At 60.0% G+C, this 15,451-nt stretch carries 10 protein-coding genes; 5 read left to right on the top strand and 5 right to left on the bottom strand.

Features of this window, described 5'->3' with window-relative positions:
* Positions 1–36: 36 nt before the first annotated feature.
* From oppC to ACB037_RS00370, 4 genes are all read right to left on the bottom strand, one after another.
* On the bottom strand, positions 37–948 hold the full coding sequence (gene oppC, locus ACB037_RS00355; RefSeq protein ID WP_010674331.1) for an oligopeptide ABC transporter permease OppC: 912 nt from the start codon (positions 946–948) through the stop codon (positions 37–39).
* A gap of 14 nt (positions 949–962) precedes the next feature.
* Complete coding sequence (gene oppB / locus ACB037_RS00360) at positions 963–1,883, bottom strand: oligopeptide ABC transporter permease OppB (RefSeq protein ID WP_010674330.1); 921 nt, start codon at positions 1,881–1,883, stop codon at positions 963–965.
* A 97-nt stretch (positions 1,884–1,980) separates the two neighbouring features.
* A complete protein-coding gene (locus ACB037_RS00365) occupies positions 1,981–3,600 on the bottom strand; it encodes an ABC transporter substrate-binding protein (RefSeq protein ID WP_319901105.1) in 1,620 nt (539 codons plus the stop codon).
* Between the two features lie 280 nt (positions 3,601–3,880).
* Complete coding sequence (locus ACB037_RS00370; RefSeq protein ID WP_010674328.1) at positions 3,881–4,516, bottom strand: YchE family NAAT transporter; 636 nt, start codon at positions 4,514–4,516, stop codon at positions 3,881–3,883.
* An 832-nt stretch (positions 4,517–5,348) separates the two neighbouring features.
* On the opposite strand from ACB037_RS00370, the gene adhE reads away from it, so the two are divergent.
* The 5 genes from adhE (at position 5,349) to ACB037_RS00395 (ending at position 13,680) form a co-directional block, all read left to right on the top strand.
* The gene (gene adhE, locus ACB037_RS00375) at positions 5,349–8,024 is read left to right on the top strand and encodes a bifunctional acetaldehyde-CoA/alcohol dehydrogenase (RefSeq protein ID WP_041215422.1); all 2,676 of its coding nucleotides are present in this window, start codon (positions 5,349–5,351) and stop codon (positions 8,022–8,024) included.
* A gap of 110 nt (positions 8,025–8,134) precedes the next feature.
* Entirely contained in the window at positions 8,135–9,370 is a 1,236-nt protein-coding gene (locus ACB037_RS00380) for an HD domain-containing phosphohydrolase (protein ID WP_323899907.1), read from the top strand.
* 352 nt (positions 9,371–9,722) lie between these two features.
* Positions 9,723–11,414 (top strand): LytS/YhcK type 5TM receptor domain-containing protein, encoded by a 1,692-nt coding sequence (locus ACB037_RS00385; RefSeq protein WP_371174750.1) that lies wholly within the window; start codon positions 9,723–9,725, stop codon positions 11,412–11,414.
* Positions 11,411–12,115 carry a two-component system response regulator BtsR gene (gene btsR / locus ACB037_RS00390; protein WP_010674324.1) on the top strand — a complete coding sequence of 235 codons (705 nt, stop codon included), beginning with the start codon at positions 11,411–11,413 and terminating at the stop codon, positions 12,113–12,115. Before ACB037_RS00385 ends, btsR begins: the two co-directional genes overlap by 4 nt.
* 143 nt (positions 12,116–12,258) lie before the next feature.
* Positions 12,259–13,680: a carbon starvation protein A gene (locus ACB037_RS00395; RefSeq protein ID WP_049636408.1), complete on the top strand. Its 1,422-nt coding sequence runs from the start codon at positions 12,259–12,261 to the stop codon at positions 13,678–13,680.
* Positions 13,681–13,742: 62 nt separating this feature from the next.
* Here ACB037_RS00395 and ACB037_RS00400 read toward each other — a convergent pair whose 3' ends face one another.
* Positions 13,743–15,386 carry a mechanosensitive ion channel family protein gene (locus tag ACB037_RS00400; protein WP_371174751.1) on the bottom strand — a complete coding sequence of 548 codons (1,644 nt, stop codon included), beginning with the start codon at positions 15,384–15,386 and terminating at the stop codon, positions 13,743–13,745.
* Between the last annotated feature and the right edge of the window lie 65 nt (positions 15,387–15,451).

Raw genomic sequence — 15,451 nt, forward strand, 5'->3', positions numbered from 1 at the left:
CTGATGGCCCCTTGGCGTCTTGCCGGTCCCTGGGTATCAGCGATCCTTGGGATCCAGGGCATCACGCAGACCATCCCCGAGGAAGTTGAAGCAGAACAGGGTCACCACCATGAAACCGGCGGGGAACAGGAGTTGCCAGATGGCCACTTCCATCGACTTGGAGCCTTCATCCAGCAGGGCGCCCCAGCTGGTCATGGGCTCTTGCACGCCCAGACCCAGGAAGCTCAGGAAGGATTCGAACATGATCATCCCCGGCACCAGCAGGGTGGCGTAAACCGCCACTATGCCGAGCACGTTGGGCACAATATGACGGGTGATGATCTTCCACTTGGAGACGCCGCAGACGTGGGCCGCCTCGATGAACTCCTTGCTCTTGAGACTCAGGGTCTGGCCGCGCACGATCCGCGCCATGTCGAGCCAGCTCACCGCGCCGATGGCGAGGAAGATGAGGGCCAGATTGCGACCGAAGAAGGTCACCAGCATGATCACGAAGAACATGAAGGGGAAGGCGTTGAGGATCTCAAGCACGCGCATCATCAGGCTGTCGACGCGACCGCCGATGAAGCCGGACGCGGCCCCGTAGAGGGTGCCGATGATGACGGCCACCAGGGCCCCCATGATGCCGACCATCAGGGAGATGCGTCCGCCGAGCAGGGTACGCACGAACAGGTCGCGCCCCAGGCTGTCGGTGCCGAACCAGTGGCCGGTCTCCATGTCCGGGGCACTCTGCATGGCCCCCCAGTCCGGGTCATCGAACGTGTACTGGGACAGGTGGGGCCCCACGATCACCGCCAGACCGATGATGGTCAGGATGATGAGGCTGGTCAGGGCCGCCTTGTTGCGCAGGAAACGGCGACGGGCATCCTTCCACAGGGAGCGTCCTTCCACCACTTCCACTTTCTGGGCGAACGCCTCGACGGCTTCGCGCTTTTCAGTTGTGACTACCATGATGTACTCCCGGCTTAGTAACGGATCTTGGGATCGATGACGGCATAGAGAATATCGACCACGGCGTTAAAGGTGATGGTGAGGGCGCCGACCAGAATGGTCAGACCGAGCACCATGGAGTAATCACGGTTGAGGGCACCGTTGACGAACAGCTGGCCGATCCCCGGCAGGCCGAAAATGGTCTCGATGACCACGGAGCCGGTGATGATGCCCACGAAGGCCGGTCCCAGGTAGGAGACCACCGGCAGCATGGCCGGGCGCAGCGCGTGCTTGAGGATGATGTGGCGCAGGGGCAGCCCCTTGGCGCGGGCGGTACGGATGAAGTTGGAGTTCATGGTTTCGATCATGCTGCCGCGCATGATGCGGGAGATGGCCGAGATGTAGTACATCATCATGCCGAACACCGGCAGTACCATGAACTGGGCGCCGCCCCCCTGCCAGCCCCCCGCCGGGAACCAGCCCAGATAGATACTGAAGAAGAGCACCAGAAGCGGTGCCAGCACGAAGCCGGGTATCACCACCCCGGCCATGGCCGACGACATCAACAGGTAGTCGATGAGGGTGTTCTGTTTCAGGGCCGCAATGGTGCCGAAGGTGACCCCCAGGGTCACTGCCAGCAGGAAGGCGACCGAGCCTATCTTGGCGGAGACAGGCAGGGCCTGGCTCACCAGATCATTGACGGTGAAGTCCTTGTATTTGAAGGAGGGCCCCAGATCCCCCTGGACCAGGTTGCCGAGGTAAGTGAGGTATTGCATGCCGATGGGCTTGTCCAGGCCATATTTGGCTTCGATGTTGGCCAGGACTTCCGGCGGCAGGGCGCGTTCGCTGGTAAAGGGGTTACCCGGGGCGAAGCGCATCATGAAGAAGGAGACGGTGATCAAGACCAGCAGAGTCGGGATCGCTTCCAGTAGACGTTTAAGGATGAATTTCAACATAGACATTTCCTGTCCTGTACTGCTTCCAAAGGGTCGCGGTTGTAATAAAGGCCCGCCGTCTGGCGGGCCCTGCTTGTTATGCGACTTGTGTCTTTACTCAGTGAGCAACGATGTACATGTCTTTGCTGTAGATGTTGTCCAGCGGGTTGGCCGGGTAGCCACCCACGTAGGGCTTGACCATGCGGGAGGTCACGTACTGATAGATGGGGGCGATCGGCATGTCCTTGGCCAGGATCTCTTCGGCCTGGACATAGAGCTTGTTGCGCGCCTCGGCATCCACCTGGTTGCGGGACTCGCTCATCAGCTTGTCGAACGTCGGGTTGGAGTATTTGCCGTCGTTGTTGCCGTGGGTGGTCTGCATCAGATCCAGCATGGAGGAGGCTTCGTTGTAGTCGGCAATCCAGCCACGACGGGCCACATCAAACTGACCTTGCTTGAGCGTCTCCAGATAGGTCTTCCACTCCTGGTTCACCAGGCTCACCTGCACGCCGAGCTTCTTCCACATGGAGGCGACGGCCACGGCCACCTTCTTGTGGTTGTCGTCGGTGTTATAGAGCAGCTCGAACTTGAGCGGGTTGCCCGGGCCGTAACCGGCTTCGGTCAGCAGCTCTTTCGCCTTGGCATCGCGCTCTGCCTGGGTCAGCTTGGACCAGGATGGTGCCACCGGCTTGAAGCCGTCCACGAAGTCGGGCACCAGGGCATAACCCGGGGTCTCACCCTTGCCCATCACCTTGTCGGCGATCACGTCGCGATCGATAGCGTAGGTGAGTGCAGTACGCACCCGCACGTCGTCATAAGGTTTGCGCTTGGTGTTGAAGGTGTAGTAGTAGGTGCCCACATAGCCGCTCACCTTTACTTCGTCCGGCAGCTCTTTCTTCATCTGCTTGAAGCGTTCGATGGGCATGTTGTAGGTCAGATCCACTTCGCCAGCCAGATAGCGGTTCAGCTCGGCGTTGGTGGACTGGATGGGCAGGTAGGTCACCTTGTTGATGACGGTCTTGCCGTTGTTCCAGTAGTTGGGGTTGCGCTCGACGTCGACGCGCTCGTTGACCACCCAGTCCTTCAGCACGTAGGCGCCGTTGGATACCATGTTGCCGGGCTGGGTCCACTTGTCACCGAACTTCTCGATCACCTTCTTCGGGACCGGATAGGTGGTGGTGTGGGAGAGCATGCTGACGAAGTAAGGCACCGCCTTCTCCAGCTGCACCTCGAAGGTATGATCGTCCACCGCCTTCACGCCCAGGGTGTCGGCCGGCTTCTTGCCCGCGATGATGTCGGAGGCATTGACGATGGTCGGGATCTCCATGTACCAGGAGTAGGGAGAGGCCGTCTTGGGATCCACCGCGCGCTGGAAGGCAAAGACGAAGTCATGCGCGGTGACGGGATCCCCGTTGGACCACTTGGCATCCTTGCGCAGGTGGAACACGTAGTGTTTGTTGTCCTTGGTTTCCCAGGACTCGGCGACGCCGGGAAGGGTTTCACCCTTGGGGCCGGAGGAGACGAGACCTTCGAACAGGTCACGCAATACGTTGGATTCGGGGGTACCTTCCACTTTCTGGGGATCCAGGGTGGCGGGTTCGGAACCATTGCCTTTCACCAGGGTTTGCTCGGGAGCAAGCTTGGTACCGGCGGGGACATCGGCGGCGTGAGCCAGGGTGGCGCCACCGAAAAGTGCAGTCAATAAAAGGGTATTAATAATTGTTTTTCTATGAGTCATTTCCATACTCCAACAAGAACATTCCATGCATTTGTTATCCACGAGACAAACACCTCGCTGCCCGCATAATTCCCTGACAATTCTGATAATGCAATAGATATCATCAGGAACAGGCCGCTTTCATGGTCAAAAAAACAACTTAAAACCATTTATTCAGCATTTAAATATCCCGCAGCGGTCATTTTTCGTACAAGGCCGCTCGATTCTAGGAAATGACCAACAAAAAAGAAACAATAAAAAGCCGGTCACAAGGACCGGCTCCGACAAAAACGGACCTGGCTCACACCAGACCGGGGAAGACTCCCTTGATGCCCGCCACGATGATCTCGATGCCAAGGGACATCATGATGAGACCCATGATACGGGTCACCACGTTGATGCCGGTGTTGCCCATCAGCTTGAACAGCAGGGGAGCGGCGCGGAAGATGAGCCAGGAGCAGCAGGCAAACGCCACCACCACCACGAACATGCCGGCCATCTGGGGCAGGGTCTTCTGGCTGGCATAGACGATGGAAGAGGAGATGGCACCGGGTCCGGCCATCAGCGGCAGAGCCAGGGGCACCACGGCAATGGATTCACGCGCAGCCAGTTCACCCTTCTCCTGCTTGTTGTGCTTCACCTCCCCCAGCTTGCCCTGCAGCATGGACCAGGCGATCAGGGTGATGAGCGAGCCACCGGCAATGCGAAACGACGCCAGGGAGATGCCGAAACTGTCGAGGATGAGCTGTCCCATGCACATGGAGACCATCAGGATGATCATCACGGCAATGTGGGCGGTGGTGTTGGTCTTGCGTCGCTCCTCCGGCGACATGTGGCCCGTCAGGCTCACAAAGACCGGCAACAGACCCAGCGGGTTGATGATCGCGAACAGGCCGACGAAAAATTTCAGGTATAAAGAGAAGTCTATTGCTGCCATAGGCGCCATCCAGAACCAATACGAGCCACAAGGGGCCAGCCCCCAAACTGCGCGTAAATTTACACCATGGCTTTTCCCTTCTCCAATCAAATAATCTCACCCTTACCGGGGCTTTTTAGTTAGTTCCGCTAATGTATCGATAAAATTCAACATATCGGGTTGTTAAGGGAGAGAGGCCGCCATTAACATCGCCGGGTGCCATGGCAGCGCGTTATATCAACCCTCAGCCAAGAAACGATATTTTCGGCAAATGGCACCCTTGCTTCTCACCACGCCTGCTTGCCGCCCCCACCCGCTCCTGTGACCCCGATTTTTGGCCTTTCTCACCCTGGTGCGGCGCAAGCGGGGCCCGCTGTGAAGAGGTGACGCGCTCCCTGCCACCGCCAGATGTGCTGTTTCGCCAGGGCGACTGGATGAAAACAACAACCCCTTTCTCAACATAAATGAAACGTCAGGGGAGTGGACGTTCTGCCACCATCACGGCGATACCGCCTCCTCCATCCCGGTCAAGGCGAGAATTCATCGGACCCCCTTCCCTGAACAGATATTCCAAGGGCGCGTGACAGCCGCTCGTGATGCCAAGAAAGGATGACACACTCCCGTAACATAGTGGTGCGACAAGGGGTGAAACAAAATTTCTTTTGTTCTTTTGTTACATATGATCCAGATCAATCTTTTCTGACACATCCCGACCCTATAATCGAGCCAGAAAACAGTTTACTAAGGCATGTAAATACCCCGTTATGGTGATTCTTGCCTTGACAAGGTGGCTATAATTGCCGGGCATTGCCAAGGTCTTACTAAACAGTTTTCAAATCATCAGGAGATAAACATGGCAGTAACCAATTTGGCTGAACTGGATGCACTGGTTGCCCGCGTCAAAGAAGCACAGCGTCAATTCGCCAGCTTCTCGCAAGAGCAGGTAGACAAGGTCTTCCGTGCCGCCGCCCTGGCCGCCAGCAACGCCCGTATCCCCCTGGCCCAGATGGCCGTGGCTGAATCCGGTATGGGTATCATCGAAGACAAGGTTATCAAGAACCACTTCGCCTCCGAATACATCTACAACGCCTATAAAGATGAGAAGACCTGCGGCATCCTGAGCCAGGACGACGAGATGGGCACCATCACCATCGCCGAGCCGGTAGGCATCATCTGCGGTATCGTACCGACCACCAACCCGACTTCCACTGCGATCTTCAAGGCCCTCATCTCCCTGAAGACCCGCAACGCCATCATCTTCTCCCCGCACCCCCGCGCCAAGAACTCCACCAATACCGCTGCCAAGCTGGTACTGGATGCAGCCGTGGCTGCCGGTGCGCCGAAAGACATCATCGGCTGGATTGATCAACCGTCCGTCGAACTCTCCAACGCCCTGATGCGTCACGACGACATCAACCTGATCCTGGCCACCGGTGGCCCGGGCATGGTGAAGGCCGCCTACTCCTCCGGCAAACCCGCCATCGGCGTGGGTGCGGGCAACGTGCCCATCGTCATCGACGAAACCGCCGACGTGAAGCGTGCCGTCGCCTCCATCCTGATGTCCAAGACCTTCGACAACGGCGTGGTCTGTGCCTCCGAGCAGGCTGTCATCGTGGTCGACTCCATCTACAACCAGGTCAAGGAGCGTTTCGCGACCCACGCCGGCTACATCCTCTCCAAGGACGAAGCGGACAAGGTGCGTAAAGTGCTGCTGATCAACGGCGCCCTGAACGCCGACATCGTGGGCCAGCCTGCTACCAAGATCGCCGCCATGGCCGGTGTGACCGTGCCTGCTACCACCAAGATCCTCATCGGTGAAGGTCTGGAACTCTGCGCAGAAGACGAGTTCGCTCACGAGAAACTCTCCCCGACGCTGGGTATGTTCCGTGCCAAGAACTTCGAAGAAGCCGTCGAAATGGCCTGCGACATGGTCAACATCGGTGGTATCGGCCACACCTCCGGTCTCTATACCGACCAGGATCGCAATGCCGACCGCATCAAGTACTTCGGCGACAAGATGAAGACCGCCCGTATCCTCATCAACACCCCCTCCACCCAGGGTGGTATCGGTGACCTGTACAACTTCGCGCTGGCCCCGTCCCTGACCCTGGGTTGCGGCTCCTGGAGTGGTAACTCCATCTCCGAGAACGTCGGTCCCAAGCACTTGATCAACAAGAAGACAGTCGCAAAACGGGCAGAAAATATGCTGTGGCACAAACTTCCGAAATCCATCTACTTCCGTCGTGGTTCCCTGCCGATCGCCCTGGGCGACCTGGAAGGCAAGAAGCGCGCCATGGTGGTGACCGACCGCTTCCTGTTCAACAACGGCTATGCCGATGAAGTGGTTCGCCTGCTCAAGAAGCTGAACATGGAAGTGGAGATCTTCTACGAAGTGGAAGCCGACCCCACCCTGTCCGTGGTCCGCAAGGGCGCCGAGATGGCCAACTCCTTCAAGCCGGACGTGATCGTCGCCCTGGGTGGTGGTTCACCCATGGATGCCGCCAAGATCATGTGGGTCATGTACGAGCACCCGGACACCGCGTTCGAAGACCTGGCCATGCGCTTCATGGACATCCGCAAGCGTATCTACAAGTTCCCGAAAATGGGCGTGAAGGCCGAACTGGTCTGTATCACCACCACGTCCGGTACCGGTTCTGAAGTGACCCCGTTTGCGGTCGTGACCGACGACGCCACCGGCATGAAGTACCCGCTGGCCGACTACGAGCTGACCCCGAACATGGCCATCGTGGATGCCAACCTGGTGATGGGCATGCCCAAATCCCTGTGTGCCTTCGGTGGTATCGACGCCGTGACCCACGCCATGGAAGCCTATGTCTCCGTGCTGGCCAACGAATACTCCGACGGTCAGGCGCTGCAAGCCCTGAAACTGCTGAAGGACTACCTGCCCTCCAGCTACATCAACGGCGCCAACGACCCGGTTGCCCGCGAGAAGGTGCACAACGCCGCCACCATCGCCGGTATCGCGTTCGCCAACGCCTTCCTGGGTGTGTGCCACTCCATGGCCCACAAACTGGGTGCGGAGTTCCACATCCCCCACGGTCTGGCCAACGCCCTGCTGATCAGCAACGTCATCCGTTACAACGCGAACGACAACCCGACCAAGCAGACCGCGTTCTCCCAGTACGACCGTCCGCAGGCTCGCCGTCGCTACGCCGAAGTGGCTGACCACCTGGGCCTGACCGCTGCCGGTGACCGTACCGCCGCCAAGATCGAGAAGCTGCTGACCTGGCTGGACGAGCTGAAGGCCACCCTGGGGATCCCGGCCTCCATCCGCGAAGCCGGCGTGAACGAAGCGGACTTCCTGGCCAAGGTAGACCAGCTGGCCCTGGAAGCCTTCGATGACCAGTGCACCGGCGCCAACCCGCGCTACCCGCTGATCACCGAGCTGAAAGCCATCCTGATGGACACCTACTACGGTCGTCCCTTCATCGAGGAAGCCCCTGCTGCCGCCCCGGTTGCAGCCAAGGTCGACACCAAGGTGGACAACAAGAAAAAATCCAAGGCCTGATAAACGCCACGGATGACAAGAGCCCGCGCACATGCGCGGGCTTTTTTGTTTGTCTATCTGTTTAATTTTGCTAGCTTGTTGATAGGCAAATTCGACAGAAGAGCTAGTCCATGGCGCTGATACAGGCCTCCATCGAGCAGTTGAGAGTCGGCCACTACATCCATCTTCCCACGGGATGGACGAGCCACCCTTTCATGTTCAACGCCTTCAAAATCAAGGACCAGCAGCAGCTCGACATCATCCGCCACCTCGACCTGACCCTGCTGATGGTGGATCCCGACAAGAGCGATCTGCCGGTAGAGCCCCTGCTGCGGGCCGAACCCGTTCCCTCTCTTGAGATGAGCGACACCGGGGATACCGCCCCCTCTTCTGAGGGCCCCACCTTCGATGAGAAGGCGTTCAGGCGCTCCCTTCGCATCGCGGACAAGGCGTTCGGTCAATCCCTGTCAGATCTTCGCGACGCCCTTGGCGCCCTCAACCTCAAGCCGGACGAAGGCCTGGCCAATACCGCACAGATAGTGCGCAGCACCGCCGCCCGTCTGGCAGAACACCAGGGGCCGCTCGGTCTGCACCTTATCCGCAGCCAGAACACGGATACCTTGCTGCAACACAGCCTGAGCGTGGCCTTCATCGCCATGCTGATGGCACGGGAGCTTGGCATGAATCCCGTCGAGATCGAGGAGACCGGTCTGGCGGGCCTGCTCCACGACATCGGCGAGCTCAGGATCCCGAGCCAGATCATCCAGAAGCGGGGGGAGCTCAGCAAGGCGGAGCAGAATTTCCTCAACATGCACCCCCAGTACGGACTGGAGATGCTCAACCAGTTGCAGGCTTTCGAACCCAGGATCCGCGAGGTCGCCTACCTGCATCACGAACGCCTCGATGGCAGCGGTTTTCCCCTCGGGATCAAGGGCGACAAGATCCCCCCCCTCGCCCGCCTCATCGGGCTGGTGGATCACTATGACGAGCTGCTTCATCCGCGCAGCGGCCTCAACCCGCCGGGACCCAGCCAGGTGATCGGCCAGCTCTACAAGCTCTCCCAGAAGAAGTTCGAGCAAACCCAGGTCAGGTTGCTGATAAAGGTGCTGGGGGTCTATCCACCGGGTTCCCTGGTGCGCCTGGATGACGATGCCCTGGCCCTGGTGCTCTCCACCGAGCCCAGCATGCCCCTCAGACCCAAGGTGCTGCCCTACCTCAAGGGACAGCGGCCGGAAGGGGTGGTCATGATCGATCTGCGGGAAGATGCGCGAAGCATCGTCGCCACCCTCAGACAGGAAGAGCTGGACGACGCGCAACGCGCCTTTTTCGGTCTGGGTCGGCGGGTCTGTTACTATTTCGCCTTCTGAGTTATCCCCAGAAGCTGGGGATAACTCATTGGACAAACCTGAATAATTGCTCAGGTCCCCTCGAAATCGTCCACCATTGGAGCTGGATAAAAAACGCCCAGCCGATGGCCGGGCGGAGCATGCCACCTCCGTGTGGCGTATCCGGTGGATACCTTCATGCTCGCATCAGCAATATCAAGCGGGCACCGATTACACAAATATCAATTTAACGTGCTGATTTTATATGGTTTTATTTTTCCATTCTGGCAAACTGCCGCAGCGTTCAGCCCGCAGCCCGCATCAAGACGGGCTCAGGCTCACCCTGCGTCATGACAACGCCCGGCTCCGGCGTGGTGTTTGAGGAAGCTTTTTTATGCAACTAGTCCTCTCTCTGCTCCAGCAGATGAGCGTCAGCCTGGTCATCGCCTACCTTTTTTCCAAAAGCCCCCTGTTGCGTCCCCTGGCCAACTACTCCGTCAGGCTGCCCCACAAGGTGCTCATCTATGTCATCTTCTCCTGCTTTTGCATCCTGGGAACCTATGTGGGCCTCGACATCGATGACGCCATCGCCAACACCCGGGCGGTCGGTGCCGTACTGGGGGGACTGCTGGGTGGCCCCCTGGTGGGATGCCTGGTGGGGCTGACCGGCGGCCTGCACCGCTATACCCTGGGGGGGTTCACCGATCTCGCCTGCGCCATCTCCACCACCTGCGAAGGCTTGCTGGGGGGGCTGGTTCACTGGCGGCTGATGCGGGCAGGCAGGGTCAATGACCTCTTTGCGCCCAGGGTCGCCTTCTTTACCACCTTCGTGGCCGAGATCATGCAGATGGTGATCATCCTGCTGGTCGCCACCCCCTTCGACAAGTCCCTGCTGCTGGTGCGCACCATCGCCACCCCCATGATCCTCGCCAACTCCTGCGGGGCGGCGCTCTTCATCAGCATGATCCGCGACCAGCAGCGGATGTACGAAAAGTTCTCCCGGGTCTTCTCCGCCAAGGCGCTCACCATCGCCAACCGTACCGTCGGCATCATGAGCCAGGGGTTCACTCCGGAGGCCAGCGGCAAGATAGCCCATATCGTTCAGGAAGAGACCGGCGTCGGCGCCGTCGCCATCACGGACACCGACAAAATCCTCGCCTTCATCGGCACCGGGGAAGATCACCACAAGCCGGGCACCCCCATCACCTCGGCGATCACCCTGCAAGCCATCGCCCAGAACAAGGTGCTGTTCGCCGATGGCAACAGCCAGCCCTATCGTTGCAGCATCTCCCCCCAGTGCCAGCTCGGCTCCGTGCTGGTGATCCCCCTGCAGGGTGACGAAGGGGTGATCGGCACCATCAAACTGTATGAGCCCAAGAAGCGGCTCTTCCTCAAGATCAATCACACCCTGGGAGAAGGGATCGCCAACCTGTTGTCCCAGCAGCTGCTGGCAGGCCGCCTGGAGCAACAGCAGCGCCTGCTGGTGCAATCCGAGCTCAAGCTGGTGCAGGCACAGATAAACCCCCACTTCCTGTTCAACACCCTCAACACCATCAGCGCCATTACACGCCGCGATCCGGGACGGGCACGGGAGCTGCTGCTGCACCTCTCCCGCTTCTTTCGCAACAACCTCAAGCGCCAGAGCGGCCTGACCACGCTGCGTGAGGAGCAGGAGCACTGCCTCTCCTACCTGGAGATAGAGCAGGCCCGCTTTGGCGAGCGGCTCACAGTCATCAACGAGATCCCGCCCCACCTTGCCGAGGTGCAACTGCCGAGCTTCACCCTGCAGCCCCTCATCGAGAATGCCATCAAGCACGGCATCTGCTCCCTGCTGGGAGAGGGGCGACTTCGCCTCTTCGCGAGGGAAACCCCCGAGGCGATCACCCTTTGCGTCGAAGACAACGCCGGGGCCTGGCAGCCATCCGGCCAGGGGGATGGTCTGGGGATGAGCCTGGTGGACAAGCGCCTCAAGAGCGCCTTTGGCGAGCGCTATGGCATTGACGTCCAGTGTGAGCCGGAGCAATGGACCCGGGTCTCCCTGACGCTCCCACGACAACCCCGCACCACCACCAAGGAGATGACATGATCCGCACCCTGATCGTCGATGACGAGCCCTATGCCCGCGAAGAGCTGGCAGAGCTGCTGGCCAGCGATCCCGACATCGAGATCCTGGGCATGGCGGGCAACGCCATCGAGGCGCTCGGCCTCATCCAGCAACTCAAGCCGGATGTGGTGTTTCTCGATATCCAGATGCCCAAGCTCAGCGGCATGGAGCTGGTGGCCATGCTCGATCCCCTGCCCCGCATCGTCTTTGTCACCGCGTTCGACGACTACGCCATCCAGGCGTTCGAGGAGAACGCCTTCGACTACCTGCTCAAGCCGGTGGAGCCGGCGCGCCTCGCCAAGACCCTGGCGCGGCTCAGGCAGGACATCACCCCGCAACCGGTCGGGACCCTGGCCCCGACCATCCACCATATCCCCGGATACCTGCACAACCGGGTACGGCTGCTCCCAACCTCCCAGGTGGAGTACGCCTTCTCCGATCTCGGCGGCGTCCATGTCGCCTGCCAGGGCGAGCTGTTTCACACCCAGCTCACCCTCAAATCCCTGGAGGAGAAGACCCCGCTGCTGCGCTGTCACCGCCAGTATCTGGTGGCCCCGGCCGCCATCTTCGAAATCCGTTTGCTGGAGAATCAGCTGGCGGAGATCGTGACCCCGAGCGGGGCCCGGGTACCGGTCAGCCGCCGCTACCTCAAGGAGCTCAAAGACGAGCTGGGACTGGAATAAAACGGGGCGCGATGTGCGCCGGATCACAGCGTGCAACCGCTCGGGTCGCCATGTCGCCGCTCACCCTCTTTCACCTGCCGTTAACAGAAGTCCCCCCTACACTGGCTGCGCACACCAAAAAATAACAAAGCAGGAGCGTAGCAATGATCTGGTTCTTCCTCTGTGTCGGCTTGTTGATAGCCGGCTACTTCGTATACGGCAAATTCATCGAACGGATATTCGGGCCCAAACCCGAGTTGAAGACCCCCGCCATCACCATGGCGGACGGAGTGGACTATGTCCCCATGTCGGACAAGAAGGTCTACCTGGTTCAACTGCTCAACATCGCAGGCGTCGGCCCCATCTTCGGCCCCATCCTGGGTGCCCTCTATGGTCCGGTCGCCATGCTCTGGATCGTCTTTGGCTGCATCTTCGCCGGTGCGGTCCACGACTATTTCTCCGGCATGCTGTCGGTACGCGCCAGGGGCGCCTCGGTGCCGACCGTGGTCGGTGAGCACCTGGGCACCGCCGCCAAGCACTTCATGAACCTCTTTGCCGTGGTGCTCCTGATGCTGGTGGGCGTGGTCTTCGTCCTGAGCCCGGCGGGCCTGCTCGCCAACCTCACCTCCACCGATCTGGTCTACTGGATTGCGGCCATCTTCGCCTACTACATCCTCGCGACCATCGTCCCCATCGACAAGATCATCGGCCGCTTCTACCCCATCTTCGGTGCACTGCTGGTGTTCATGTCGGTCGGCCTCATCATCGGCCTCATCGTTTCCGGCAAGGGCTTCTACAACACCGGGATGGACTTCTCCAACCTGCACCCGACGGATCTGCCGCTCTGGCCGCTGCTGTTCATCACCATCGCCTGTGGTGCCGTCTCCGGTTTCCACGCCACCCAGTCCCCGCTGATGGCGCGCTGCATGCAGAACGAGAGCTCCGGTCGCTTCATCTTCTACGGCGCCATGATAGGGGAAGGGATCATCGCCCTCATCTGGTGCACCCTGGGTCTCTCCTTCTACGACAGCACCGAGGCACTCAACGCCACCCTGGCCAGCGGCGGCCCCTCTGCCGTGGTGCACGAAGTCTCCACCAGCCTGCTCGGTACCGTGGGCGGCATCCTGGCGATCCTCGGCGTGGTGATCCTGCCCATCACCTCCGGTGACACCGCGTTTCGCAGCGCCCGCCTCATCGTGGCGGACTTCCTGAACCTGACCCAGAAGCCCATGGCCAAGCGTCTGCTCATCGCCATCCCCATGTTCATCCTTGGTTTCATCATCTCCAAGGCCGAGTTCGGGGTGATCTGGCGCTACTTCGGCTGGGCCAACCAGACCACCGCCGTCATCATGCTGTGGGCTGCGGCCGCCTACCTCATCAAGGAAGGCAAGCTGCACTGGGTATGCACCATTCCCGCCATCTTCATGACCGCAGTGGTCATCACCTACCTGGCCAACGCCCCCATCGGTTTCGGCCTCGAGATGAATGTTTCCACCATCATCGGTCTGGTGAGCACCGCCCTCATCACCCTCGCCTTCCTGGTGAAATTCAGGCCCTCCCAACTGAGAGAGGCCAAGGAGAACTGAGGCGTCAGCTTCTCTTCATGACAAGAGGCCCGGCATTGCTGCCGGGCCTCTGCTTTTTGTGGTCACTCCCTGACGGGGGGCTCGGCGGGATCGGGCGCCCGGGCCGGCGCCTGATACCACTGCTCCCTGGCCACCAGCACAGCCTGCTCCGGCTGGGCAATGAAGTTGGGGGACATGATCTGCACCCCGAACTCGTTGAAGACATCCTGAATATGGCCATGGAGTTCCGTCTTGACCACCGCAGGGAGTTCGTTCGCCTTCATTCTTACCTGCAACTCGTACTCCACATACCAATCCTGCAGATTCAACTGCCGCACCAGGGGAGCTTCATCCTGATTGAGCCGGGTGCAGCGCCGCGCGGCCAGCTCCAGCATGGCATGTACCTGACGCCAGGGGGTGTCATAACCGATGGTCACCTTGGTCAACAGGGCCACCCCCTTCTCGCCCGCCAGCCGTGTCAGGTTCACCACCTTGCCCCCCACCACCACCGCATTGGGCAGCGTGACCTCGTGATCCTGGCGCGTCACCAGCTTGGTCGAGAGGGCATTGAGCTCGCTCACCATCCCCTCCACCTCGCCGATCTGCACCAGATCCCCTGGCCGCAGTGCACGGGAGTAGATGAGCACCAGGCCGCTCATGGCATGGTTCATGATACCGGCCGATCCCAGTGTCACCATCAGGCCGAAGAAGACGCTGATCCCCTTGAAGGCATCGGAATCCGCGCCCGGCAGATAGGGGTAGGCCACGGTCAGGGCAAACAGCCAGATCACCACTGACAGCAGTCGCCGGGTGGCGCCTATGGTCTCGGCGTGCAAACCCTGCACCCGAAACTGGCCACGCTCGATGCGGTCGAAGAGGATGGCCAGCATCTTGATGAAGAAACGGGTGATGACCACGATAAGCAGCACGGTTACCAGACCGGGCATGGCGGCAATCATGCCTTCCAGCATGTCGCCACACAGGGCAAACAGGGATTCCCCAAGCTGATAGCTCCAGGCCCGGGTCTGGGGGAACAGGCCGAGCACATAGGTCAGCCAGCCATAGGTGAGCATGAAGATGAGCAGCAGAGTAATGAGGCCGAGCAAGCGGACCTCGACATTCCCGGTGACCTGGCGCCAGGAGTGGGGGACCAACCCCTTCTGCAGCAACAGGCGGTTGGCCAGCCACTTTCTGACTCGCCGATGCCCCCGCTGCAACAGCCAGATGAGGCCGAAGAAGATCAGGCTGACCACCAGCGCCAAGCCGACGGCTCTGAGCAAATAGGGGGTCGAGTGCAGCTCGAGATACTTGATGCGCACGCCGTCGAGCCGATGCAGGACACGTTCAGCCGCCTGATCCAGGGTCAGCTCGTCGAATTCATCAAGGTCCCCTTCCAGCAACACCAGAATGCGCTTGCCATTGACCAGAAACTCCCGGCTCTCCTGGCCGTGCCGGCTGCCTTTCGTCACGGCCACAGGCGTCATGAGGTCGCTTGGCTCCATCCGCTGAACTCGCTCATGGGCCAGCCGTACCCTGGCCGCCCCATCCAGGTTGCCATATTTAGCCGTCAGCATGACGATGGGTTCATGAAGCAGGACCAGGGTCTGTGCCAATTCCTGCTCATTGGGTTCCATTCTGGGTTCGGCGGTCCAGCCGAGGCGGGACCACAACAGGCAGATCAGCAACAGGCCAAGCCGCCATCCTTTGCCACTGCACCATTCGTTCATCAGGTTCACCTCTCACCTTGCCCGGGCATCCATTGCTGTTTGATTTTATCTAACCAAATCAATTT

Origin of the sequence: Aeromonas sp. S19(2024) (assembly GCF_041402625.1) — a bacterium.
Taxonomy (GTDB): domain Bacteria; phylum Pseudomonadota; class Gammaproteobacteria; order Enterobacterales; family Aeromonadaceae; genus Aeromonas; species Aeromonas caviae.